The organism is Streptomyces canus 299MFChir4.1 (genome assembly GCF_000383615.1).
GTDB classification, from domain to species: Bacteria; Actinomycetota; Actinomycetes; order Streptomycetales; family Streptomycetaceae; genus Streptomyces; species Streptomyces canus_C.
Map to the genome: position 1 here is coordinate 73929 of NZ_KB911595.1, position 22760 is coordinate 96688.

Annotated in this window: 22 protein-coding genes and 4 tRNA genes; 8 read left to right on the forward strand and 18 right to left on the reverse strand. The window is 71.2% G+C overall.

Annotated features, from left to right (window positions below; all coding sequences use genetic code 11):
* Positions 1-145: 145 nt before the first annotated feature.
* Both H293_RS0127225 and H293_RS0127230 read left to right on the forward strand, forming a co-directional pair.
* Positions 146-1972 carry an HSP90 family protein gene (locus tag H293_RS0127225; RefSeq protein ID WP_028808239.1) on the forward strand — a complete coding sequence of 609 codons (1827 nt, stop codon included), beginning with the start codon at positions 146-148 and terminating at the stop codon, positions 1970-1972.
* Entirely contained in the window at positions 1972-4899 is a 2928-nt protein-coding gene (locus tag H293_RS0127230) for a hypothetical protein (protein ID WP_020121003.1), read from the forward strand. Before H293_RS0127225 ends, H293_RS0127230 begins: the two co-directional genes overlap by 1 nt.
* A gap of 10 nt (positions 4900-4909) precedes the next feature.
* On the opposite strand, the gene H293_RS0127235 is transcribed toward H293_RS0127230, so the two are convergent.
* A complete protein-coding gene (locus H293_RS0127235) occupies positions 4910-6625 on the reverse strand; it encodes a DAK2 domain-containing protein (RefSeq protein WP_020121004.1) in 1716 nt (571 codons plus the stop codon).
* A 259-nt stretch (positions 6626-6884) separates the two neighbouring features.
* On the opposite strand from H293_RS0127235, the gene rpmB reads away from it, so the two are divergent.
* Positions 6885-7070, forward strand: coding sequence for a 50S ribosomal protein L28 (gene rpmB / locus H293_RS0127240; protein WP_007384934.1), 186 nt, complete (start codon positions 6885-6887; stop codon positions 7068-7070).
* A 112-nt stretch (positions 7071-7182) separates the two neighbouring features.
* Here the strand turns inward: rpmB and thiD are convergent, their stop codons facing one another.
* Positions 7183-7980 carry a bifunctional hydroxymethylpyrimidine kinase/phosphomethylpyrimidine kinase gene (gene thiD, locus H293_RS0127245; protein ID WP_020121005.1) on the reverse strand — a complete coding sequence of 266 codons (798 nt, stop codon included), beginning with the start codon at positions 7978-7980 and terminating at the stop codon, positions 7183-7185.
* Entirely contained in the window at positions 7977-8945 is a 969-nt protein-coding gene (locus tag H293_RS0127250; RefSeq protein WP_020121006.1) for a thiamine-phosphate kinase, read from the reverse strand. The genes thiD and H293_RS0127250 overlap by 4 nt, the downstream gene beginning before the upstream one ends.
* 206 nt (positions 8946-9151) lie before the next feature.
* Between H293_RS0127250 and H293_RS0127255 the strand changes: the two genes are divergently transcribed.
* Together H293_RS0127255 and H293_RS0127260 are read left to right on the forward strand one after the other, a co-directional pair.
* Entirely contained in the window at positions 9152-9385 is a 234-nt protein-coding gene (locus tag H293_RS0127255) for an Lrp/AsnC family transcriptional regulator (RefSeq protein WP_020121007.1), read from the forward strand.
* Positions 9386-9405: 20 nt separating this feature from the next.
* Positions 9406-9888 (forward strand): DUF3515 domain-containing protein, encoded by a 483-nt coding sequence (locus H293_RS0127260; RefSeq protein WP_020121008.1) that lies wholly within the window; start codon positions 9406-9408, stop codon positions 9886-9888.
* 19 nt (positions 9889-9907) lie between these two features.
* On the opposite strand, the gene H293_RS0127265 is transcribed toward H293_RS0127260, so the two are convergent.
* The 3 genes from H293_RS0127265 to H293_RS0127275 all read right to left on the reverse strand — a co-directional run bounded on the left by H293_RS0127265 (position 9908) and on the right by H293_RS0127275 (position 12919).
* Positions 9908-11065: a D-alanine--D-alanine ligase family protein gene (locus H293_RS0127265; RefSeq protein ID WP_028808240.1), complete on the reverse strand. Its 1158-nt coding sequence runs from the start codon at positions 11063-11065 to the stop codon at positions 9908-9910.
* A gap of 82 nt (positions 11066-11147) precedes the next feature.
* Positions 11148-12158, reverse strand: a complete 1011-nt coding sequence (locus H293_RS0127270; protein WP_020121010.1) for an NAD(P)H-dependent glycerol-3-phosphate dehydrogenase — start codon at positions 12156-12158, stop codon at positions 11148-11150.
* A complete protein-coding gene (locus tag H293_RS0127275; protein WP_020121011.1) occupies positions 12155-12919 on the reverse strand; it encodes a lysophospholipid acyltransferase family protein in 765 nt (254 codons plus the stop codon). Before H293_RS0127275 ends, H293_RS0127270 begins: the two co-directional genes overlap by 4 nt.
* Positions 12920-13074: 155 nt before the next feature.
* Here H293_RS0127275 and cofC point away from each other — a divergent pair, with 155 nt between their 5' ends.
* Both cofC and H293_RS0127285 read left to right on the forward strand, forming a co-directional pair.
* Complete coding sequence (gene cofC / locus H293_RS0127280; protein ID WP_020121012.1) at positions 13075-13713, forward strand: 2-phospho-L-lactate guanylyltransferase; 639 nt, start codon at positions 13075-13077, stop codon at positions 13711-13713.
* Between the two features lie 9 nt (positions 13714-13722).
* Positions 13723-13914, forward strand: coding sequence for a hypothetical protein (locus tag H293_RS0127285; protein ID WP_020121013.1), 192 nt, complete (start codon positions 13723-13725; stop codon positions 13912-13914).
* 73 nt (positions 13915-13987) lie between these two features.
* Here H293_RS0127285 and H293_RS0127290 read toward each other — a convergent pair whose 3' ends face one another.
* The 4 genes from H293_RS0127290 to leuC all read right to left on the reverse strand — a co-directional run bounded on the left by H293_RS0127290 (position 13988) and on the right by leuC (position 17304).
* On the reverse strand, positions 13988-14635 hold the full coding sequence (locus H293_RS0127290; protein ID WP_020121014.1) for an HU family DNA-binding protein: 648 nt from the start codon (positions 14633-14635) through the stop codon (positions 13988-13990).
* Positions 14636-14772: 137 nt separating this feature from the next.
* Complete coding sequence (locus H293_RS0127295; protein ID WP_007384922.1) at positions 14773-15003, reverse strand: SCO5555 family protein; 231 nt, start codon at positions 15001-15003, stop codon at positions 14773-14775.
* Positions 15004-15280: 277 nt separating this feature from the next.
* Positions 15281-15874 (reverse strand): 3-isopropylmalate dehydratase small subunit, encoded by a 594-nt coding sequence (leuD, locus tag H293_RS0127300; protein WP_020121016.1) that lies wholly within the window; start codon positions 15872-15874, stop codon positions 15281-15283.
* A gap of 5 nt (positions 15875-15879) precedes the next feature.
* Positions 15880-17304 carry a 3-isopropylmalate dehydratase large subunit gene (leuC, locus tag H293_RS0127305; RefSeq protein WP_020121017.1) on the reverse strand — a complete coding sequence of 475 codons (1425 nt, stop codon included), beginning with the start codon at positions 17302-17304 and terminating at the stop codon, positions 15880-15882.
* Positions 17305-17495: 191 nt separating this feature from the next.
* Here leuC and ndgR point away from each other — a divergent pair, with 191 nt between their 5' ends.
* Positions 17496-18212 carry an IclR family transcriptional regulator NdgR gene (gene ndgR, locus H293_RS0127310; protein WP_007384919.1) on the forward strand — a complete coding sequence of 239 codons (717 nt, stop codon included), beginning with the start codon at positions 17496-17498 and terminating at the stop codon, positions 18210-18212.
* Positions 18213-18407: 195 nt separating this feature from the next.
* Here ndgR and H293_RS0127315 read toward each other — a convergent pair.
* The 8 genes from H293_RS0127315 to H293_RS0127350 all read right to left on the reverse strand — a co-directional run bounded on the left by H293_RS0127315 (position 18408) and on the right by H293_RS0127350 (position 22694).
* A tRNA-Glu gene (locus H293_RS0127315) sits at positions 18408-18480 on the reverse strand.
* Between the two features lie 28 nt (positions 18481-18508).
* Positions 18509-18580: transfer RNA gene (locus H293_RS0127320), tRNA-Gln, on the reverse strand.
* A 20-nt stretch (positions 18581-18600) separates the two neighbouring features.
* Positions 18601-18673: transfer RNA gene (locus H293_RS0127325), tRNA-Glu, on the reverse strand.
* Between the two features lie 40 nt (positions 18674-18713).
* A tRNA-Gln gene (locus H293_RS0127330) sits at positions 18714-18785 on the reverse strand.
* Between the two features lie 91 nt (positions 18786-18876).
* Positions 18877-19611, reverse strand: a complete 735-nt coding sequence (locus tag H293_RS0127335) for an HAD family hydrolase (protein WP_028808241.1) — start codon at positions 19609-19611, stop codon at positions 18877-18879.
* Positions 19612-19660: 49 nt separating this feature from the next.
* Positions 19661-20323, reverse strand: a complete 663-nt coding sequence (locus H293_RS0127340; protein WP_020121019.1) for a DUF4241 domain-containing protein — start codon at positions 20321-20323, stop codon at positions 19661-19663.
* A 117-nt stretch (positions 20324-20440) separates the two neighbouring features.
* Complete coding sequence (gltX, locus tag H293_RS0127345) at positions 20441-21925, reverse strand: glutamate--tRNA ligase (RefSeq protein WP_078612677.1); 1485 nt, start codon at positions 21923-21925, stop codon at positions 20441-20443.
* Entirely contained in the window at positions 21909-22694 is a 786-nt protein-coding gene (locus tag H293_RS0127350; RefSeq protein ID WP_020121021.1) for a fumarylacetoacetate hydrolase family protein, read from the reverse strand. The genes gltX and H293_RS0127350 overlap by 17 nt, the downstream gene beginning before the upstream one ends.
* Positions 22695-22760 lie beyond the last annotated feature (66 nt).

Here is a 22760-nt window from a genome sequence, read left to right on the forward strand (position 1 = left end):
TTGCCGTATACGTCCCGGGAAACCCCTGGTCAGACGGCTGGTTGGGGACTTAGGATGGCGCGCTCCGGCCATCCGCGGATTCCGCCCCATCCGGGACCGCCCTACCCCGCGCCGTGCGAACGTTCCCCCCACCGGCGCTGCGACGATGGATTCCCAGACCTCACAGACACCCCAGGTACCTCAGCAACCTCATACGTTCCAGGTCGACCTGCGCGGTCTGGTGGACCTCCTCTCCCATCACCTCTACTCCAGCCCCAAGGTCTATCTGCGCGAACTGCTCCAGAACGCGGTGGACGCGATCACGGCCCGGCGGGCCGAGGAGCCGGACGCCCCGGCCCGCGTGCGGCTGTACGCCGAGAGCGGCACCCTGCGGGTCGAGGACTCCGGGGTCGGGCTCACCGAGGCGGACGTGCACAACCTGCTGGCCACCATCGGACGCAGCTCCAAGCGGGCCGAGGGGCTTCAGGAGGCCCGCTCCGACTTCCTCGGGCAGTTCGGGATCGGTCTGCTCGCCTGCTTCGTGGTCGCCGAGCGCATCCGCGTGGTCAGCCGCAGCGCCCGTACGCCGGACGCGCCGCCCGTGGAGTGGACGGCGGGCGACGACGGCTCCTACCGGGTGCGGACGCTGCCCCATGAGGCCCGTCCGGAGCCGGGGACCACGGTGCATCTGGTGGCACGGGCGGGTGCCGGCGAGTGGCTGTCGCCCGACCGGGTCCTCCAGCTCGCCCGGGACTTCGGCTCCCTGCTGCCGTACGACGTCCGGGTCGGCGACGAGGCGGTCACCGATCTGCCCGCGCCCTGGGACCGGCCGTACCCCTCCCCCGCCACCCGCCGGGTGGCCCTGGCCCGGCACTGCCACGAGCTGTTCGGTTTCACCCCACTGGACTCGATCGAGCTGAACGTGCCGCTGGCCGGGATCCGGGGCGTGGCGTACGTCCTGCCCTCGGCGGTCAGTCCCGCTCAGCGGGCCACCCATCGCGTGCACCTCAAGGGCATGCTGCTGACCGAGCGGGCCGAACAGCTGCTGCCGGACTGGGCGTTCTTCGTGCGCTGTGTCCTGGACACCGACAGCCTGCGGCCCACGGCCTCGCGCGAGTCGCTGTACGAGGACGAGACGCTGGCCGCCGTGCGGGACGCGCTCGGGGAGCGGATCCGGTCCTGGCTGACGGGTCTTGCGGCCGGGGATCCGGAGCGGCTCGCGGCCTTCCTGTCCGTGCACCACCTGGGCGTGAAGTCGCTCGCGCGGCACGACAAGGACATGCTGCGCACGATGCTGCCCTGGCTGCCGTTCGAGACGACGGACGGGCGGCTGTCCCTGGAGGAGTTCGCGCAGCGGCACCCGGTGGTGCACTTCACGCGGACCGTCGAGGAGTACCGGCAGGTCGCGGCGATCGCGTCGGCGCAGGGCGTCGGGGTGGTCAACGGCGGCTACACGTACGACAGCGACCTGGTCGAGGCACTGCCCTCGGTGCGCCCCGGCACGGTCGTCGCCGAGCTGGACGCGGACACCGTCACCGCCCACATGGACCTGGTCGATCCGGCCGAGGAGCTGGCGCTGTCCGGTTTCCTGGCGGCCGCGCGGGCCAGGCTGGACCCGCTGGGCTGTGACGTGGTCCTGCGTGCCTTCCGGCCGCTGTCCGTGCCCGCGCTGCACCTGGACGACCGGGACGCGCGGCACGAACAGGCGCGGGCGGAGGCCGAGGACCGGGCGGACGACCTGTGGGCGGGCATCCTCGGCTCGCTGCGCGGAAACGCCCCCCGCGCGCGTCTCGTGCTGAACCACCTCAACCCGCTGGTACGGCGGATCGGTTCGCTCGGCGACCCGGAGCTGATGGGCACCGCCACCGAGTCCCTGTACGGGCAGGCGCTGCTGATGGCCCAGCGGCCGCTCAGGCCCGCGGACTCGGCGCTGCTGAACCGGGCCTTCATAGGTCTCCTTGAGTGGGCCACGAACGGCGAGGAGGGCCGCTGATGAGCGGAGTCGACGGGAGCGCGGCCTTCGACGCGCTGCGCCGGGCGATGGCGGAGAACGGCGAGGAACCGGAGGGGCCCGCCCGCAACGCGCGCGCGGAACAGCTGCTCGCCGAGGCGGAGAAGCTGAACATCCCGCTCGCGGTGATCGAGGCGCTCGGACACCAGCTGAAGGTCTACAACTACAGCTCCGAGAAGGCCAAGATGTTCGTCCCCTTCGCGCGGCTGCTGCGCATGTGGGACGAGCACCCCGAGGACTTCGACGAGTACGAGACGCACGCGCTGCACTGGGTCTTCAAGTGGATGACGGCCGGCATGCTCGACCAGCCGCACATCCCGCTCGCCGCCATGGAGAAGTGGCTCGGCGAGATGGAGCACCGCTACCGGCTGGCCGGGCACTCCGAGCGGGCCGTGCGCAGCGCCGAGTACAGCGTGGCCGCGCATGTCGGGGACCTGGAGCGGGCCGAGCGCGCGTACGTCGCGTGGCTGGCCGCCGACCGGGACGGCATGGCCGACTGCCACGCCTGCGAGCTGCACGAGCAGGGCTGGTGGCAGGCGCAGCGCGGGCGGGACGAGGAGGCGCTGGAGCTGTGGGCGCCGGTCCTGGAGGGCGAGTTCACGTGCGCCCACGAGCCGCACGCGGTCCTCGCGTCCTCCCTCAGGCCGCTGCTGCGCCTGGGCCGCCTCGACGAGGCGCGCGCCAACCATCTGCGGGGCTTCCGCCTCGTGCGGTCCATGGAGAGCATGCGCGGCGCCTACGCGGACCATGTCGAGTTCTGCGCGCTCAGCGGCAACGAGGCCCGCGGCCTGGAACTGCTGGCGGAGCGCCCCGCGTATTTCACGGACGACGGCCATCCGCGCAGCAGGCTGGACTTCACGGCCGTGGTGGCCCTGCTGATGGACCGGCTGACCGGGCTGGGCCTGGGCGAGCGGCCGGTGCCGGGGCCCGCGGGCCGGTCCTGGACGGCGGCCGAACTCGCCGTCCACGCGCGCGGGGAGGCGCTCGCGCTGGCCGCCCGCTTCGACGAGCGCAACGGCACGCCCCACGTCAGCGAGCGGACGCGCGCGCGTATGGCGCAGCGGCCGCTGGTGGAACGGCTGCCGCTGGGAGTGCGGGCGGCCCGGACCGCCGCCGCTCCCGTGGCGGTCCCTGCGGCCCCCGCGCCCGCCCGGGAACCCGATCTGCCGGCGCTGGTCGCCGAGGCCCGGCGGCTGTCGGACACCCTCCGGCCGAACGCCGTGGAGGCGTGGGCGGCGGTCGCACGGGCCGCCGAGGGCGTAGAGCTGGACCCGCGCGACCGGGCGGAGATCGCCGACCACGAGGCGATGGACCTGGGCCCCGAGGGCGTCGAACTGTTCGAGCGGGCGGCCGAGTTGTACGCGGCGGCGGGCGACCCCGGCGAGGCGCTGGCCGCACGCGCGCGTGCCGCGTACGTGCGCGCGCTGGCGGGCGAGGTGGAGGAGGCCCTCGCGGCGGTCGCCGGGCCGTACGACGAGGTCCTCGCGCTCTACTCCGTGGACGACACGGGCGTACGGCAGGCCGCGTCGGTGCTGATGTCCCGGGCCCGGATCCTGATGCGGCGGGTGCACGAGGGCGACGACGAGGCGTTCCTGAGCGACGCCGAGTCGGCCGTACGGGAGGTGCTGGCCCTCGTCGAGGGGCGGACCGGGGACGACGTGCGGCTCGCCGCGCGGGTCGCCGAGGGGCAGGCGATGCTGGCGGAGCTGGCCGCGCAAACCGGGGACCTTCCGACGGCGGCCGAGCTGTTCACGTGGGCGGCGACGGGGTTCGTGGAGGCGGGCCTGCCGTGGTTCGCGGTGGAGTACGAGGCCCGGCTGGCCGGGCTCCTGCACCACCTGGGGGACCCGGCCGGGACGGAACGGGCGCTGCGGGCGGCCCTGGAGCACGGCGGGCCGCACCTGGAGGCGGTCGGACGGGCCCAGCTGCATCTCCAGCTCGCGGAGGTCGTCGGGGGCCGGGGAGGGGCCGAGGAGGCCGCCGAGCATGCCCTGGAGGCCGCTCACTGGGCCGACGAGGCCGGGGAGGGGCCGACGCTGGGTGCCCTGGCCCGGCACCAGCTGGGCGGGTTCCTGCTGGGGCTCGGGCGGTGGGCCGAGGCCGCGGAGGTGCTGGAGTCGGCGCTGCCGGACCTGAGCGCGGAGCGGCACGGCGAGGGCGCGGTCGTACAGGCACGGTGGTGGCTCGGCGACTGTCTCAGCGAGCTGGGCGAGCACCGGGAGGCGGCCGAACGGCGGCTTCAGGCCGCCGAGATCGCCCGGCACTGGCCCGAGCAGCACGACCACGCCACGCTCGCCCACCTCGCCGCCGAGTCCCTCGGTGCCGCGGGGCTGCCCGCCGAGGCCGACCGGGCGTACGCGCGCGCGGGCGCTCTGTGGCGGGACCTCGGCAACGTGCACGGCCTCGTCCGCTCCCTGCGGGCCCGCGCCTGGCTCGCGCTGCGCGCGCAGGACGGGACGGACGCGGCACGGGAGTTGATGGCGGACGCGGTCCGGGAGTGCGAGGCCGCGCTGGGGGACGCGCGGGACGACGACGAGGAGGCGCGGCAGCGGCTCGTCGGCGAACTCGGGCACACCCACCGGCAGTTCGGGGACCTGATCGCCCGTTCCGTGCCCGAGGACGCCGAGGACGACTCGATCCGGGCGGTGCTGGAGGAGGCGCTGGCCCAGGTGGTGGAGGCGATCGTGGTGTTCGGCTCGCTCGGGGACGGCGCCCTGGACGCCCGCGCCGGTGCCGAACTCGCGGCGGGCTGGCTGGCGGCCGACCTGGGCCGGCCGGCGGAGGGGGCGGCACGCGCGCGTGCGGTGCTCGACGCCTACGGGGACGGGGACGGGTCCGACGGCACGGCACAGGCGCGGCGGGCCGAGGCGGAACAGTTGCTGGGCCTCATGGAGGGGCAGGACAGCTGACGCCCAGGGGCTATTCGACGCCGATGAGCAGGACGGCCCCCTGCCGTCCGCCCCGGTACACCACCGTGTCGACGGCGAGGTAGGACTCCCGTACGCGCGCCTCCAGGTGGTCGGCGACGGTCTCGGGGGCCTCGTCGCCGAGGACGAGGGTGACCAGCTCGCCGCCGGCCGAGAGCATGCGGTCGAGGACGGTCTCGGCGGTGACGGCGACGTCCGAGCCGATGACCGCCACGTCCCCCTCGATGAGCCCGAGGATGTCGCCGGCCTGGCAGATGCCGGCCATGGTCCAGGACTGGCGTTCGGCGACGGTGACCTCGGCGTAGCGGGTCGCGCCGGCCGCCGAGGTCATCTGCACGACGTCCTCGTCGAACCGGCGCTCGGGCTCGTGCACGGCGAGCGCCGCGATGCCCTGGACCGCGGAGCGGGTCGGGATCAGCGCGACCCGGATGCCCTCCGTGCGGGCCTGCTCGGCCGCGGCGGCCGCGGTGTGGCGCAGGTCGGCGTCGTTGGGCAGCAGCACGACCTCGCGCGCGTGGGCCCGTCGTACGGCCTCCACGAGCTCCCCGCTCGCGGGCGGCTCCCCGGGCCGGGCGAGCACGGTGGTCGCGCCTGCCTCGGCGTAAAGGCCGGCCAGGCCCTCACCGGGCACGACGGCGACGACGGCCCGCTGGGCGGGCTCGCGGGGCGGCCGCTCGGCGCCGGTGGTGTGCACGTCGCCGAGGCCGAAGTGCGTGATGCGGATCCGGTACGGCCGCCCGGCCTCGACGCCCGCCTCCACGGCGGCGCCCGCGTCGTCGACGTGCACATGGACGTTCCACAGTCCGTCGCCGCCGACCACCACGAGGGAGTCCCCGAGCCCGTCGAGCCGCTGCCGCAGCCGCGCGACGGCGGTGTCGTCGGCCTCCAGGAGGTAGATCACCTCGAAGGCGGGGCCACCGGTGCCCGGATCGTCGGTGCACTCGTCGGGGGAGTCCGTGAGGATCTCGGCCAAGCCCGCGGGGGAGGTCGTGTCCGTGTCGCCCGCCACGCGCGCGTGCTCCGGGCCGCTCGTCACCGGCACCGCCCTGGGCACCTCCCCCGTGAAGGTCTCCACCAGAGCCCCGAGCACCGCCACCAGCCCGCGCCCGCCGGCGTCCACCACTCCCGCCCGCTCCAGGACGGCCAGCTGGCCGGGTGTCGCGGCGAGGGCCGCGCGCGCCCCGTCGTAGGCGGCCCGGGCGACCGTCCCGCAGTCGCCCTCCGCTCCCCCGGCCGCGTCGGCGGCGGCCGAGGCGACCGTGAGGACGGTGCCCTCCACGGGGTGGGCCACGGCCTGGCGGGCGGAGTCGGCGGCCCGCCGCAGGGCGAGCCGGAGTCCCTCGCCGTCCGTGTGAGTCGTCTCACCGTCGGCGGCGAGCACCTGGGCCATGCCGCGCAGCAGCTGGGCGAGGATCGTGCCCGAGTTGCCGCGGGCTCCTATGAGGGCTCCGTGCGCCATCGCGCGCGCGGCGTCGGCCAGGGCCGGTTTCCCCGAGCCGTGGGCGTCGTGGGCCTCGAAGACGGCCTCCACGGCCGCGGACGCCGACTCCGCCGTCAGATACAGGTTGGTGCCGGTGTCCCCGTCGGCGACCGGGTAGACGTTGATCGCGTCGATCTCCTCGCGCGCCCGACCCAGCGCCCGCAACGCGAGACCGCACCAGGTGCGCACCGCGAGAGCATCGAAGAATGTCTGCGGCACCTGCGCCACCTGCGCCTCCTCGGGCTCCTGGACTGGACGCAGCGTAGACCCCGGGCGGGTGTTCGCCGGAAGTGGGCCGGGAGCGAGTGCCTGATCAGCCATGGTAGTTTCGTTCTACTGGCGCAGTCGTTGTATGCTGCTCCGGTTGCCCGATCCTGATCGGGCCATTCCCCTGGCAGTGCCACTCAGATCTCTGATCCTGCGATCTCGATCCTGGCTCGCTGCCGGGATCCAACCGTAAGTGCATCTGAAGTCTTTGGAGTGACCCGTGGCTGCCAACTGCGACGTCTGCGGCAAGGGGCCGGGCTTCGGCAACAGCGTGTCGTTTTCGCACCGCCGTACGTCCCGTCGCTGGAACCCGAACATCCAGCACGTCCGTACGGTGGTCGGCGGGACGCCGAAGCGCCTGAACGTCTGCACCTCGTGCATCAAGGCCGGCAAGGTCTCGCGCTGACGCACAGCTAAGCGCGCGGCCACTGCTTGTTCGCTGCACTGAGCCGGTCCACCGAGAGGTGGGCCGGCTTTTTGCCGTGTCCGCGCGCCGCCACGTACGGAGCCTCCACGTACTACGCGCCCGCGTCCTGACGGAACCGCCATCCGTGATCCACGGGTCCGATCCCGCCGCCCAGCGCGAATCCGGCGGCGATCGCCCCGGTCACGTACTCCTTCGCGGCCGTCACCGCCTCCGGCACGGACCGGCCCCGCGCGAGGTGCGAGGCGATCGCGGAGGCGAGGGTGCAGCCCGTGCCGTGCGTGTGCCGGTTGTCGTGGCGGGGCGCGCGCAGCCAGTGCTCCTCGGAGCCGTCGGTGAGCAGGTCGACGGCGTCACCGGGGAGATGGCCGCCCTTGATGAGCACCCATTTCGGTCCGTACGACAGGACGGCCTCGGCGGCCTCCCCCAGCTGCTCCTCCGACTCGACCAGGACGCCGGTGAGCTGGGCCACCTCGTCGAGGTTCGGGGTGGCGACGGTGGCCACCGGGAGCAGCCGTCGCCGTACGGAGTCCAGGGCGGAGGCGGCCAGCAGCGAGTCGCCGTGCTTGGAGACCCCGACCGGGTCGATCACGGCCGGGGCGTCCGTGGTACCGATCAACTCGGCCACCGTCTCGACGAGTTCGGCCGAGGCGAGCATCCCGGTCTTGACGGCCTGGACGCCGATGTCGTCCACGACACTGCGGTACTGGGCCCGCACCGCCTCCACCGGCAGCTCCCAGGCACCCTGCACGCCGAGGGAGTTCTGCGCGGTGACGGCGGTGACGACGCTCATGCCGTGCACGCCGAGCGCGAGCATGGTCTTCAGGTCGGCCTGGATTCCGGCGCCTCCGCCGGAGTCGGAGCCGGCCACCGTGAGCACCAGGGGCTTCACGACTCGATGTCCCCGCCGAAGTGGTCCCAGCCGCCCCTGCTGGTCCAGGGCGCTCCGTCGACCGTCACCTGGGGCAGCGCCGAGGGGTTGAGGACCTCGCCGATCACCTTCCAACGGGCCGGGAGCTTCACGTCCGGCGAGAAGGTCGCCACTATGGCGTGGTCCTCGCCCCCGGTCAGCACCCACTGGATGGGGTCGACACCGACGGCCTGCCCGATGTCGTTCATCTGGCTCGGGATGTCGATCGCACCGGACCTGATGTCGATACGGACCTTGCTGGCCTCGGCGATGTGTCCGAGGTCGGCGATCAGCCCGTCGCTCACGTCGCACATCGCGGTCGCGCCGAGCGCGGCGGCGGCCGGGCCCGCGTGGTACGGCGGTTCGGGGCGCCGGTGCGCCTCCACGAACGCGCGGGGCGAGCGGAAGCCGCGGGCGAGCACCGCGTACCCGGCCGCCGACCAGCCCAGCCAGCCGGTCACCGCCACGAGGTCGCCGGGCTGGGCGCCGCCCCGGGTCACCGGTTCCTGGCCCCGCAGATCGCCGAGGGCGGTGATGGAGACCATGATCGTGTCCCCGCGTACGACGTCCCCGCCGACCACCGACGCGCCCGCGACCTGGCACTCGTCGCGCAGGCCGTCCATGAGCTCCGAGGGCCAGGTCACGGGGAGTTCGGCGGGCACGACCAGGCCGAGCAGCAGGGCGGTCGGCACGGCGCCCATGGCGGCGATGTCGGCGAGGTTCTGCGCGGCCGCCTTGCGCCCGACGTCGTAGGCCGTGGACCAGTCGCGGCGGAAGTGCCGGCCCTCCAGAAGGATGTCGGTGCTCGCCACCACCCTGCGGTCGGGCGCGGCGACCACCGCGGCGTCGTCGCCGGGGCCCACCCGGACCGCCGGCGTGGTGGTGAGACGGGAGGTGAGCTCCCTGATGAGCCCGAACTCGCCGAGCTCACCAACAGTGCCCTTCATTGCCCTTACGCCCCTTCTGTGCCGTGCCGTGCCCGGTCGCGCGTCATCAGTGTCCTCGATACGGTCGAGGGGACCGTGAACTTCTGTCGTGTCCGCACCCCGGCACGGGTGTCCGCGTCTCCGCGGGTCTCCCCGCGACGAGCGGCGACGCGATACCGTGGCGTTCCTTTTCCCCACATGATCCTCGTGGCCGCCCTGGAGGTTCCGTGGTACAGGCGTACATCCTGATCCAGACTGAGGTCGGCAAGGCGTCGACCGTCGCCGAGACGATCAGCAAGATCCCTGGAGTCATCCAGGCCGAGGACGTGACAGGACCGTATGACGTGATCGTCCGCGCACAGGCCGACACCGTGGACGACCTCGGCCGGCTCGTGGTCGCCAAGGTCCAGCAGGTGGACGGCATCACCCGCACCCTGACCTGCCCGGTCGTCCATCTGTAGCCCCCGTCTACCCTTGGCCGGTGAACTTCTTCCGTCACCGGCCTCTCGGTCTGTCCGCGCTCGCCCTGCTGATCACGGTCGCGGGCTGCTCCTCCGCAGACGACAGCGCGTCGGCGGCGGTTCCCTCGCCGGGGGCGGGCGTCACGAAGCTGTGCCGAGAACTGGACCGGGTCCTGCCGTCCAAGGTCGACGACCAGGACCGTCGGGATCCCGAGCCCGCGTCCGCACTGACCGCGGGCTGGGGTGACCCGGCGATCATACTGCGGTGCGGTGTCGTGCGGCCCTCGAAGATGGACGATCCGGAGGCCGACGGCGTCGAGGTGAACGGGGTCGGGTGGCTGCTGGAGAAGCAGGACGACGGGTCGTTCCGGTTCACCACGACCCTGCGCAGGGCGTATGTCGAGGTGACGATCCCCAAGGACCGCACCGCGGACGGCATGGCACCGCTGGTGGACCTCGCGTCCGGCATAAAGAGGGCGATCCCCGAAGGGATCGCCGACTAGCCGACCGACTGCCGACCGGCTACCGCAGCCCCGTCGACCTGCGCAGTGCCGCCTCGATGAGCCGGCCCACCAGCTCCGGGTAGCTGATCCCGCTCTTCTCCCACATCTGCGGGTACATCGAGATCGGCGTGAAGCCCGGGAGCGTGTTGATCTCGTTGATCACGAACTCGCCGTCCTCGGTGAGGAAGAAGTCGGCGCGGACCAGGCCCTCGCAGGAGGCCGCCTCGAAGGCGTCGACCGCGAGCCTCTGCACCTCGGCCGTCTCCTCGGGCGTGAGCGGCGCCGGCACGATCCCCGGGGTCGAGTCGATGTACTTCGCCTCGAAGTCGTAGTACGCGTGCTCCTGCGGCGGGGGGATCTCGGCCGGGACCGACGCGCGCGGGCCGTCCTCGAACTCCAGGACACCGCACTCGATCTCACGGCCCCGCAGCGCCGCCTCCACGAGGATCTTCGGGTCGTGGCTCTGCGCCTCCGCGATCGCCTCGTCCAGGCCGGACAGGTCGTCGACCTTGGTGATGCCGATCGAAGAACCCGCGCGCGCGGGCTTCACGAAGAGCGGCCAGCCGTGCTCGCCCGCGAAGTCGACGATCTTCTTGCGGGCGGCGGACTCGTTCCGCTCCCACTCGCGCGGCCGGATCACCACGTACGGGCCGACCTTGAGCCCGAAGGAGGTGAACACCCGCTTCATGTACTCCTTGTCCTGGCCGACCGCCGAGGCGAGCACACCCGAGCCGACGTACGGGACACCGGAGAGCTCCAGCAGGCCCTGGAGGGTGCCGTCCTCGCCGTAGGGGCCGTGCAGGACGGGGAAGACGACGTCGACCTCGCCGAGCGCCTTGGGCACCGATCCGGGCTCGCTGTAGACGACTTCGCGGTTCGCGGGGTCCACGGGGAGCACCACGCCGCCCTCGCTCGACTCGGCGAGTTCCTCGACGCTCGGCGTACGGCGCTCGGTGATCGCCATGCGTTCCGGTTCGTCGGCGGTGAGCGCCCAGCGGCCGTCCTTGGTGATGCCGATCGGCAGGACGTCGTACTTGGTCCGGTCGATGGCCCGCAGTACGGCGCCGGCGGTGACCACGGAGATCCCGTGTTCGGAGCTGCGCCCGCCGAACACGACGGCCACGCGCGGTTTGCGAGGCGGCTGCTCAGGGTTCTGGGGGAGGTTCTCGGTGCTCATATCGCGTTGAGAGTACCCGTTGGTAGTGCCCTGAGACAGCGTCCACCCCTGCGGCGAACGAGGCAAAGAACGACGTCGTGGCTCAGTGTCGCTCGGGCTTCGCGCTGCGCGACATGAGCTCCTTGACGGCGACCACCGGGGACTTGCCCTCGTGCACGATGCCGACGACCGTCTCGGTGATCGGCATGTCGACGCCGTGCCTGCGGGCGAGATCCAGCACCGACTCACAGGACTTGACGCCCTCCGCGGTCTGCCGGGTGACCGCGATGGTCTCCTGGAGGGTCATGCCCTTGCCGAGGTTGGTGCCGAAGGTGTGGTTGCGCGACAGCGGCGAGGAGCAGGTGGCCACCAGGTCGCCGAGACCGGCGAGTCCGGAGAAGGTCAGCGGGTCGGCGCCCATGGCGAGTCCGAGCCGGGTCGTCTCCGCGAGACCGCGCGTGATCAGCGAGCCCTTGGCGTTGTCGCCGAGTCCCATGCCGTCCGCGATGCCGACGGCGAGGCCGATGACGTTCTTCACGGCACCGCCCAGTTCACAGCCCACCACGTCGGTGTTGGTGTAGGGCCGGAAGTACGGCGTGTGGCAGACGGCCTGGAGGCGCCGGGCCACCGCCTCGTCGGTGCAGGCGACCACGGCGGCGGCCGGCATCCGGGCGGCGATCTCACGCGCGAGGTTGGGGCCGGTGACCACGGCGATGCGATCGGCGCCGACCTTCGCGACGTCCTCGATCACCTCGCTCATCCGCATGGCGGAGCCGAGCTCGACGCCCTTCATGAGGGAGACGAGGACGGTGTCGGGCGCGAGCAGCGGGGTCCACTCGGCGAGGTTGGCGCGCAACGTCTGCGAGGGGATCGACAGGATCGTGAAGTCGGCGCCGGCGGCGGCCTCGGCGGGATCCGTGGTCGCCCTGACCCCTTGCGGGAGCTCTACACCGGGGAGGTAGTCGGGGTTGGTCCGGCTGGAGTTGATGGCCTCGGCGACCTCCGGACGACGCGCCCAGAGGGTGACCTCGCAGCCTGCGTCGGCGAGCACGACACCGAAGGCCGTGCCCCATGAACCGGCGCTGAGAACCGCCGCCTTGACGGGCTTGCTCACTTGCTCTTCTCCCCCTCGTGGCCGTTCTGGGCGCGGGTCCGGCGCCGCTGCTCGATCCGCTCGCGGCGCGGGTCGTACGCCGACTCGGGCGCCTTCTCGCCGCGGATCAGCTCCAGCTGGGCGGTGACGGCGGCCATGATGACCTCGGTGGCCTCCTTCAGGAGGTCCGGGGTCATCTCCTTGTCGTAGAACGGCGACAGGTCCACGGGCGGTCCCGCGAGGACGTGCGAGGTCTTGCGCGGCAGGACGTGGAGCTTCTTGGCGTACGGCGGCAGCAGTTCGTTGGCGCCCCACTGCGCGACCGGGACGACCGGGCACTTGGTCTGCAGGGCCACGCGCGCGGCGCCGGTCTTGCCGATCATGGGCCACTGGTGCGGGTCCCGGGTGATGGTGCCCTCGGGGTAGAACGCGACGCATTCGCCGCGGTCCACGGCCTCAATGGCGGCCCGGAACGCGCTGAGCGCGTCCGTGGTCTCGCGGTAGACGGGAATCTGCCCCGTGCCGCGCATCATGGCGCCGACGAATCCCTTGTTGAAAAGACCGCTCTTCGCGAGGAATCGCGGAACGCGGCCGGTGTTGTACTGGAAGTGCGCGTACGCGAAGGGATCGATGTGCGAATTGTGGTTGACCGCGGTGATAAATCCGCCGTCAGCCGGAATGTGCTCCATTCCACGCCAGTCCCGCTTGAGCAGAACCACGAGCGGCGGTTTGGCGATCACCGCTGCCAGGCGGTACCAGAAGCCGATTCTGCGGCGGGGCACGCGGACACCTTCCTCTTGGGCCTGGGGGGCCGCACAAGTGTCGCCCCAGGCCGCCTGTCTGTCGAGAACACCGTACGCCCCGCCACCGACACCGCCAGATGGGGCGCGTGACGACTGAGTGACAATGGCGGCGAGAAGAGAAGGACGGAACGCTGGTGCAGTGGACGTTGGTCATCCCGCTGAAACCCCTGGCGCGGGCCAAGAGCAGGCTCTCGGACACCGCCGGCGACGGGGTGCGCCCGGGTCTGGCCCTCGCCTTCGCCCAGGACACCGTGGCGGCCGCGCTGGCCTGCCCTGCGGTCGGGGATGTGGCGGTCGTCACGGACGATCCCCTGGCCGGCCGGGAGCTTGCGGCCCTGGGCGCCCACATCGTCCCCGACGAGCCCCGAGGCGGCCTGAACGCGGCTCTGGCGCACGCGGCGGACGTTGTACGGTCCACGCGCCCCGACAGTGCCCTCGCTGCACTGAACGCCGATCTTCCGGCACTACGGCCACTCGAATTGGCCCGGGTCCTCGACGCCGCCGCGGAATTCCCGCGCGCATTTCTCGCCGACGCGGCGGCAATCGGCACCACTCTGCTGGCGGCCCGCAAGGACGCGGAATTGAGTCCCGCCTTCGGCCCGGATTCACGCGCGCGTCATCGCGCCTCGGGAGCTACGGAACTCCCGCTCACCGCGGTGGATTCCGTACGCCAGGACGTGGACACCGGCGAGGACCTGCGGGCCGCGCTCGCGCTCGGGGTGGGTCCCCGGACGGCCGCCGCCGCGGCGCGGTTGCTGATCCCCGGGCAGTAGGCTGCGGCCATGCAGGCGACCGCGTACACGTACGACCCCGAAAGCCGCAGCGGGCAGGTGCTCCTCGACGACGGCACCCCCGTGCCCTTCGACGCGGCGGCGTTCGACGCGGGCGGTCTGCGGTTGCTGCGTCCCGGCCAGCGCGTGCGCGTCGAGATGGGCGGGGACAAGGTCACCCTGGTGACGCTCCAGACCTTCTGAACCCCCCCTCGCACACGCCGCGGGCCGGACTCCGATGCGGAGTCCGGCCCGGCGCGTGAGTACCCCTGTGCCCTTACCTCTTGCGGGCCGTGGTCTTCTTGGCGGTGGTGGTACGAGCCGCCGACTTCTTGGCGGGCGCCTTCTTGGCGGTGGCCTTCTTGGCCGGAGCCTTCTTGGCCGTCGTCTTCTTGGCGGTGCTCTTGCTCGCGGCGGTGGTCTTGGCGGCGGTCCCGGTGGCCTTCTTGGCGGGGGCCTTCTTCGCCGTCGTCTTCTTGGCGGTGGCCGTGGTCTTCTTGGCCGCCGTCGACCTCGCGGCGGTCTTCTTGGCCGCGGCGGTCTTGGCGGTGGCCTTCTTGGCGGCCGCCTTCTTGACCGTGGCCGAAGCCCCGCCGGTCAGGCTGCCCTTGGGTGCCTTCTTGACCGCGACGTCGTTCTTCGGGAGCTTCTTCGTGCCGCTCACCAGGTCCTTGAAGCCCTGGCCCGCGCGGAAGCGCGGAACGGAGGTCTTCCTGACCCGAACCCGCTCGCCCGTCTGGGGGTTGCGGGCGTAACGGGCCGGCCGGTCGACCTTCTCGAACGAACCGAAGCCGGTGACCGAGACCCGGTCGCCCGCGACCGTCGCGCGGACGATGGCGTCCAGGACCGCGTCGACCGCGTCGGCGGCCTGCTGGCGGCCGCCCACCTTGTCGGCAATCGCTTCTACGAGCTGCGCCTTGTTCACGTCTTCCCCTTCGGAGACATTGCCAGAACGAAAGTGTTCAAGCTTTTTCGCACGTTAGGCAGATATATACCGCAAATCAAACACGAAACGGGCTTATCACCCTTGTGCCGCAACGAACTCGACTGCTCTGGACTTGTTCAGCGTTCCTCTTCCGGGATTCGACCCGCGTCGAGGTCGGCCATGAACCCCTCCAGACGCCTTGTCGCTTCGACGACGTCGTGCTTGGCCGCGGCCGTAATGACCAGCAGCTTCCGGGTCAGCGCCATCCGTACGCCCTCCGGGACTTGCAGTGCGCGCACTCTTGCGTGCGCTTCCTTGAGTTGGTCCGCGACTGCCGCATAGAGCTCGAGTTGGCCGTCGTGTTCCATGCACAGATTGTGCCATCTGGGGCGAGTTGTCGCCTGCTAGGGGTGCAACTGCCGCCTCAAACGGCCTTCCGGGCACATCCGGGAGTCACGGCTACAAGAGACGCGTACCCCGACAACACCCGCCGTAACGTGGGAAGTTGAGCGGCCACGTCGCGCGGCGCGAGGCCGTCCGGACGCAGACACGGCCGTACCCCCGATCGGGCTGATCGGGGGTACGGCAGGGATGTTGAGGTGGCCGAATCTCGACCTGTTCAGTTGCTCCGAAGGAGGGGCGCGGTCACGCCTGCAGCGTCCGCGGCTTGTACGAAGGCCGCTTGGCCTCGTACGTGGCGATGTCGGCCTCGTTCTGGAGGGTGATGGAGATGTCGTCCAGGCCGTTCAGCAGCCGCCAACGGGCGTTCTCGTCGAGCTCGAAGGCGGCGGTGATGCCCTCGGCGCGCACCTCGCGGGCCTCCAGGTCGACCGTGATCTCGGCCGTGGGGTCCTTCTCCGTGAGCTCCTGCAGCGCGTCCACGATCTTCTGCTCCAGAACCACCGTGAGCAGGCCGTTCTTGAGCGAGTTGCCGCGGAAGATGTCGGCGAAGCGGGAGGAGATCACGGCCTTGAAGCCGTAGTTCTGCAGCGCCCACACCGCGTGCTCACGGGAGGAACCGGTGCCGAAGTCGGGGCCCGCGACCAGCACGGTGGCGCCCTTGCGCTCGGGCTGGTTGAGGATGAACGTCTCGTCCTTGCGCCAGGCCTCGAACAGTCCGTCCTCGAAACCGTCCCGGGTCACCTTCTTGAGCCAGTGAGCAGGGATGATCTGGTCGGTGTCGACGTTCGAGCGGCGCAGCGGGACGGCCCGGCCGGTGTGCGTGGTGAATGCTTCCATGACTCTCAGACTCCAGCGGCGGCAGGGGCGTCGGACAGGTCGGCGGGCGAAGCCAGGTGGCCCAGCACGGCGGTCGCGGCCGCGACCTGCGGCGACACCAGGTGGGTACGACCGCCCTTGCCCTGCCGGCCCTCGAAGTTGCGGTTGGAGGTGGACGCGGAGCGCTCACCGGGGGCCAGCTGGTCCGGGTTCATGCCCAGACACATCGAGCAGCCCGCGTGCCGCCATTCGGCGCCGGCCTCCTTGAAGACGACGTCCAGGCCCTCGGAGACGGCCTGCAGGCCCACGCGCGCGGAGCCGGGGACGACCAGCATCCGTACGCCGTCGGCGACTTTGCGGCCCTTGACGAGCTCGGCGGCGGCGCGCAGGTCCTCGATGCGGCCGTTGGTGCACGAACCTACGAAGACGGTGTCCACCTTGATGGAGCCGAGCGGCTGGCCGGCCTCCAACCCCATGTACTCCAGGGCCTTTTCGGCGGCGAGGCGCTCCGAAGCGTCTTCGTACGAAGCAGGATCGGGGACGTTCGCCGAAAGCGGCGCACCCTGGCCCGGGTTGGTGCCCCAGGTGACGAACGGCGACAGTTCGGCGGCCTCGATGACGACCTCGGCGTCGAACTCGGCGTCCTCGTCCGTCTTCAGGGTCTTCCAGTACGCGACGGCCGCGTCCCAGTCCTCGCCCTTGGGCGCGTGCGGGCGGCCCTCGAGGTAGTCGAAGGTGGTCTGGTCGGGGGCGATCATGCCCGCGCGGGCACCGGCCTCGATCGACATGTTGCAGATGGTCATGCGGGCTTCCATCGACAGCTTCTCGATGGCGGAGCCGCGGTACTCCAGGACGTAGCCCTGGCCGCCGCCGGTGCCGATCCTGGCGATGATCGCAAGGATCAGGTCCTTGGCGGTGACGCCGTCGGGCAGTTCGCCGTTGACCGTGATGGCCATGGTCTTCGGGCGGACCAGCGGCAGCGTCTGGGTGGCCAGCACGTGCTCGACCTGGGAGGTGCCGATGCCGAAGGCCAGACCGCCGAAGGCACCGTGCGTGGAGGTGTGGGAGTCGCCGCAGACGACCGTCATACCGGGCTGGGTCAGGCCCAGCTGCGGGCCGACGACGTGCACGACACCCTGCTCGACGTCGCCCAGCGGGTGCAGGCGCACACCGAAGTCGGCGCAGTTCTTGCGCAGCGTCTCCAGCTGGATCCGGGAGACCGGGTCGGCGATCGGCTTGTCGATGTCGAGGGTCGGGGTGTTGTGGTCCTCGGTGGCGATGGTCAGGTCGAGCCGGCGCACCTGGCGACCGCTCTTGCGCAGACCGTCGAAGGCCTGCGGGCTGGTCACCTCGTGCAGCAGGTGCAGATCGATGAAGAGGAGGTCGGGCTCGCCCTCGGCGCGCCGGACGACATGGTCGTCCCAGACCTTCTCCGCGAGTGTCCTACCCATCGCTTTCCCTCCGGTCGGCCAAAGCCGCGCCGACCCAACTAGAAGATCTTGTGGAGGCGACGCCCATGGCCCCTGTTCCCGGGCACCCGCCGCCAGGCCCGTTGGTCTGCGGGCCGCTGTGCCTACAAGGGTTGCGCGTCTCACGAAAAAAGGAACTTGCGTTTCACAGAGTGAGACGTGAGTATCGTTTCATGGACAACAGTAGCGGCGTCGGCGTTCTGGACAAGGCAGCCCTTGTTCTGAGCGCTCTGGAGTCCGGACCCGCCACCCTCGCAGGACTGGTCGCGGCCACCGGACTGGCACGACCCACGGCCCACCGGCTCGCCGTGGCTCTGGAACACCACCGCATGGTGGCACGCGACATGCAGGGCCGTTTCATTCTGGGCCCGCGCCTTGCCGAGCTGGCCGCGGCCGCCGGCGAGGACCGCCTCCTCGCGACGGCCGGCCCGGTGCTCACGCATCTGCGGGACATCACCGGCGAGAGCGCGCAGCTCTACCGCCGCCAGGGCGACATGCGCATCTGCGTCGCCGCGGCGGAGCGCCTGTCGGGCCTCAGGGACACGGTCCCGGTCGGCTCGACGCTCACCATGAAGGCGGGCTCCTCGGCTCAGATCCTGATGGCCTGGGAGGAGCCGGAGCGCCTGCACCGCGGCCTCCAGGGCGCCCGCTTCACGGCGACGGCCCTGTCGGGCGTACGGCGTCGGGGCTGGGCCCAGTCCATCGGCGAGCGCGAGCCGGGCGTCGCGTCCGTCTCCGCGCCCGTCCGCGGCCCCTCCAACCGCGTGGTGGCCGCCGTCTCGGTCTCCGGCCCCATCGAGCGCCTGACCCGTCACCCGGGCCGCATGCACGCCCAGGCGGTCATCGACGCGGCGGCCCGCCTCTCCGAGGCACTGCGCCGTACCGGTTGAGGGCACCGGGATCGTCGTAACCCCGTTCGCAAAGGGACCGGCCTCAACGCCGCGGCAGGTCCCCGACCGACGGCAGTCCCGAAGTCCTCGTGCCCTACGCGCGGTTGATGCGATACGGCGTTGATGCGACACGGCTTCGAGGGGACCCCGCACACGGCGAAGGCCCTCCACCGAAGTGGAGGGCCTTCCTCTACGTACCCCCGACCGGATTCGAACCGGCGCTACCGCCTTGAGAGGGCGGCGTGCTAGGCCGCTACACAACGGGGGCGTGGAGCCTGCGTTTCCGCAGGTCCGAGCTGGTCTACCTGGACTCGAACCAAGAATGACGGTACCAGAAACCGTAGTGTTGCCAATTACACCATAGACCAATGCGATTTAAAGAAACGCGTACCCCCGACCGGATTCGAACCGGCGCTACCGCCTTGAGAGGGCAGCGTGCTAGGCCGCTACACAACGGGGGCCACGCCGAGCCGACCTCCGCCTGCAGATGAGCTCTGCGAGCTGGCCTACCTGGACTCGAACCAAGACTAACTGAACCAGAATCAGTCGTGCTGCCAATTACACCATAGGCCACTGGAACGCAAGCCCCGGAGGGGATTTTGTTCTAGTTCGCTCCTCCGGTTCCCGGCCTTTCGGCCCGCTCCCCGGCGGCGCAGGAAGAACATTACCCGAAGGTGGACGGGGCTCCAAAACGGGTATCCGCGCCGAGGATGGCGGGGAGTTCGGCCAGCGAGGCGATGCGGCGCGGTCCCGCGGGCGGGGGGACCTGGGCGTGCACACCGCAGTCCCGGTCGATCCAGACCGACAGCAGTCCGGCCTCGGCGGCGCCCCTACCGTCGATCTCCGGATGGTCGCCGACGTACGCGACCTGGTGCGGGGCCAGCTCCAGGGCGTCGCAGACCGCGAGGAAGGCGCCGGCCTCGGGCTTGGAGACGCCCAGCTCGGCGGCGCACAGGATGACCTCGAAGCGGTCGTGGACACCGAGGACGCGCAGTTTGTGGTCCTGGACGTGGATGCTGGAGTTGGACAGCACCGCGTGCCGGTGACTGGCGGCGAGGGCGTCCAGCGCGGGCAGGACGTCCGGGAAGAGGGCCCAGGCGGTCTCGTAGTGCGCGATGTACCGCTGGAACCAGGCGTCGGCCTCCGCGTCGGTCAGCTCCTGACCTAGGAACACCCGTACCCGGTCCCGCCGCTGTCCCTGGAAGTCGACCTCCCCCGCCGAGAACCGCGCCCACTGGGCGTCGGTGACCGCCCGCCACCGCGCGATGGCCTGCTCGACGCTCTCGTACGCCTCCAGCATCCCCTCGGCCGCGAGGTGCAGGCCCATTCCGATGCGGTCGGCCCTCGTGTAGTCGAAGAGGGTGTCGTCGACGTCCCAGACCACGGCCCGAATGCTCATGATCCGACGGTAACGCGGACAGCCGGGGCCCGTCCGGTGATTGCGGTGCTCAGGAGGGGTCGGGTGCGACGAAGAAGTCCGTGAGGAAGCAGGTGACCTCGCCGGACGCGGACCGCCCGATCCAGGTGGGGTAGAAGCCGTCTCCCCAGCCGGAGGTGAAGGCGGCGAGGGTGTGCCCGGTGGAGGGGGCCGTGACCAGGTGCGGGCCGCCCGACCAGTCGCTGTCCTCGAAGGCGTCCCACAGCGGGCCCTCGTCCTCCTGCGCCTCCGGAAAGGCCTCCTCCGCCGCCGCGTCGTAGAAGCAGCCGGTGCCGGCGTCCACGCCGTAGCCGAAGAACTCGTCGTCCTTGAGCTCCGCGAGGTCCTGCTCGGGGCTCAGCGCCAACTCCCAAGTCGCGGTGGGCTCGTCGCGTATGACCAGGCGGGCGGCGGCCACCCTCAGGTGGGGCTTGTCGGCCGGGGGCTCGTCGGGCCGGCCGAGGGTCGCGACGGCCGCCTCCACGCGGTAGCGGCCGGGGGGCACGGAGACCGTGAACGGCTCGATGTCCCCCGAACCGAGGTAGACGAACGGATCACAGGCGACGACCCGTCCGGTGGGCAGGTCCAGCTCCCCTCCCTGGGCCACGTGGATCACACCGGTGGTGCCGGACTCGAAGGCGAAGGTGCTGCCCGGCGTGAACAGCCAGGTGTAGTCGCGCGGGGACATCGGCATGGGAGCGCCTTTCCGGATCTTGTGCGGATGAGCCGGAACAGTAGTGCGCACCACTGACAGCGACGCGTGAGGGGCGGCACCCGGCCTCCCGGTTGCCGCCCCTCACGCACGCGTGCCCTACGCGGCCAGCTTCTCCAGCGCCGCGTCGATCCTCGCCAGCGTCGTCTCCTTGCCCAGGATCTCCAGGGACTCGAAGAGGGGCAGGCCGACCGTGCGGCCGGTGACGGCGACCCGGACCGGGGCCTGGGCCTTGCCGAGCTTGAGGCCGTGGGTCTCGCCGGCGGCCAGGACGGCCTCCTTGAGGGACTCCGGCGAGGTCCAGTCCGCCGACTCCAGCTTCTCGCGGGCCGTGCGCAGGAGGGCGTCCGAGCCCTCCTTCATCGCCTTCGTCCAGGAGGGCTCGTCGAAGACCGGCTCCGGGAGGAACAGGAAGTCGACGTTGTCGGTGATCTCCGAGAGGACCTTGACGCGCGTCTGCGCGTGCGGGGCGATGGCCTGCCACTTCGTCTCGTCGAAGTCCTCCGGGGACCACGGGGCGAAGGGAGCCTTCAGCCAGGGGGCACAGCGCTGCGTGAAGTCCTTCACGTCGAGCAGGCGGATGTGGTCGGCGTTGATCGCCTCGCACTTCTTCAGGTCGAAGCGGGCCGGGTTCGGGTTCACGTCCGCGATGTCGAAGGCCGCGATCAGCTCGTCGGTGGTGAAGATGTCCTTGTCCGCGGAGAGCGACCAGCCCAGCAGGGACAGGTAGTTGAGCAGGCCCTCGGGCAGGAAGCCGCGCTCCCGGTAGAGGTTGAGCGAGGCCTGCGGGTCGCGCTTGGAGAGCTTCTTGTTGCCCTCGCCCATCACGTACGGCAGGTGGCCGAAGGCGGGAACGGTCTTCGCGAACCCCAGCTCGATCAGCGCCTTGTACAGGGCGATCTGGCGCGGGGTGGAGGACAGCAGGTCCTCGCCGCGCAGGACGTGCGTGATCTCCATCAGGGCGTCGTCGACCGGGTTCACGAGCGTGTAGAGGGGCGCCCCGTTCGCTCGTACGATCCCGTAGTCCGGCACGTTCTCCGGGGTGAAGGTCAGCTCGCCGCGGACCAGGTCCGTGAAGGTGATCGTCTCGTCGGGCATGCGGAAGCGGACGATGGGGGTACGGCCCTGGGCCGTGTACTCCGCCACCTGCGCCTCGGTGAGGTCGCGGCAGTGGCCGTCGTAGCCCGAGGGCCTGCCGGCCGCGCGAGCCGCCTCGCGGCGGGTGTCCAGCTCCTCCTGGGAGCAGTAGCAGTAGTACGCGTGACCGGCGTCCAGCAGCTTGGCGGCGACGTCCTTGTAGAGGTCCATGCGCTGCGACTGGCGGTACGGCGCGTGCGGGCCGCCGACCTCGGGGCCCTCGTCCCAGTCGAAGCCCAGCCAGCGCATCGAGTCGAGCAGCTGGTCGTAGGACTCCTCGGAGTCGCGGGCCGCGTCGGTGTCCTCGATGCGGAAGACGAGCGTGCCCTGGTGGTGCCGGGCGAAGGCCCAGTTGAACAGGGCGGTGCGGACCAGGCCCACATGGGGGTTACCGGTGGGCGAGGGGCAGAAACGTACGCGGACGGGTGCGCTAGCCACGCTTGACAACCTTGTTGGTGAGAGTGCCGATGCCTTCGATGGTGACGGCGACCTCGTCGCCGACGGTGAGCGGCCCGACGCCTGCCGGGGTGCCCGTGAGGATCACGTCGCCGGGGAGCAGCGTCATGGCCTCGGAGATGTTGACGATCAGATCCTCGATCGAGTGGATCATCTCGCTGGTGCGGCCGAGCTGGCGTTGTTCGCCGTTGACGGTGAGCTGGACCGTCAGGTCGGAGGCCGTCTCCAGGTCCAGGCCGGTCTCCACCCAGGGGCCCAGCGGGCAGGAGGTGTCGAAGCCCTTGGCCCGCGCCCACTGCTTCTCGCGCTTCTGGACGTCCCGGGCGGTGATGTCGTTCGCGCAGGTGTAGCCGAAGATCACGTCCTTGACGCGCTCGCGCGGGACCTCGCGGCACATACGGCCGATGACGACGGCCAGTTCGGCCTCGTGGTGGACGTCCGCGGAGAAGGACGGGTACTGGATCTCGTCGCCGGGGCCGATCACCGAGGTGGAGGGCTTGAAGAAGGCGAACGGGACGTCCGGGACCTCGTTGCCCAGTTCCTTCGCGTGGTCGGCGTAGTTGCGGCCGTACGCCACGACCTTGTTGGGGAGCACCGGCGGCAGCAGCCTGACCTTGCTCAGCGGGACCTTCGTACCGGAGAGCTCGAAGTCCGTGAAGGGGATGCCCTTGATGATGTCGAGGACGAGCTCGTCCGGCCTGTCGCCCTCGACCGCGCCGAAGGCGACGTTCCCGTCGATGGAGAATCTGGCGATGCGCACGGGATCTGGGCGCCCCTCTACTCGGCCGGCTGAAGTCTGACGCTCCAGGCTAACGCGGGAAGGGGT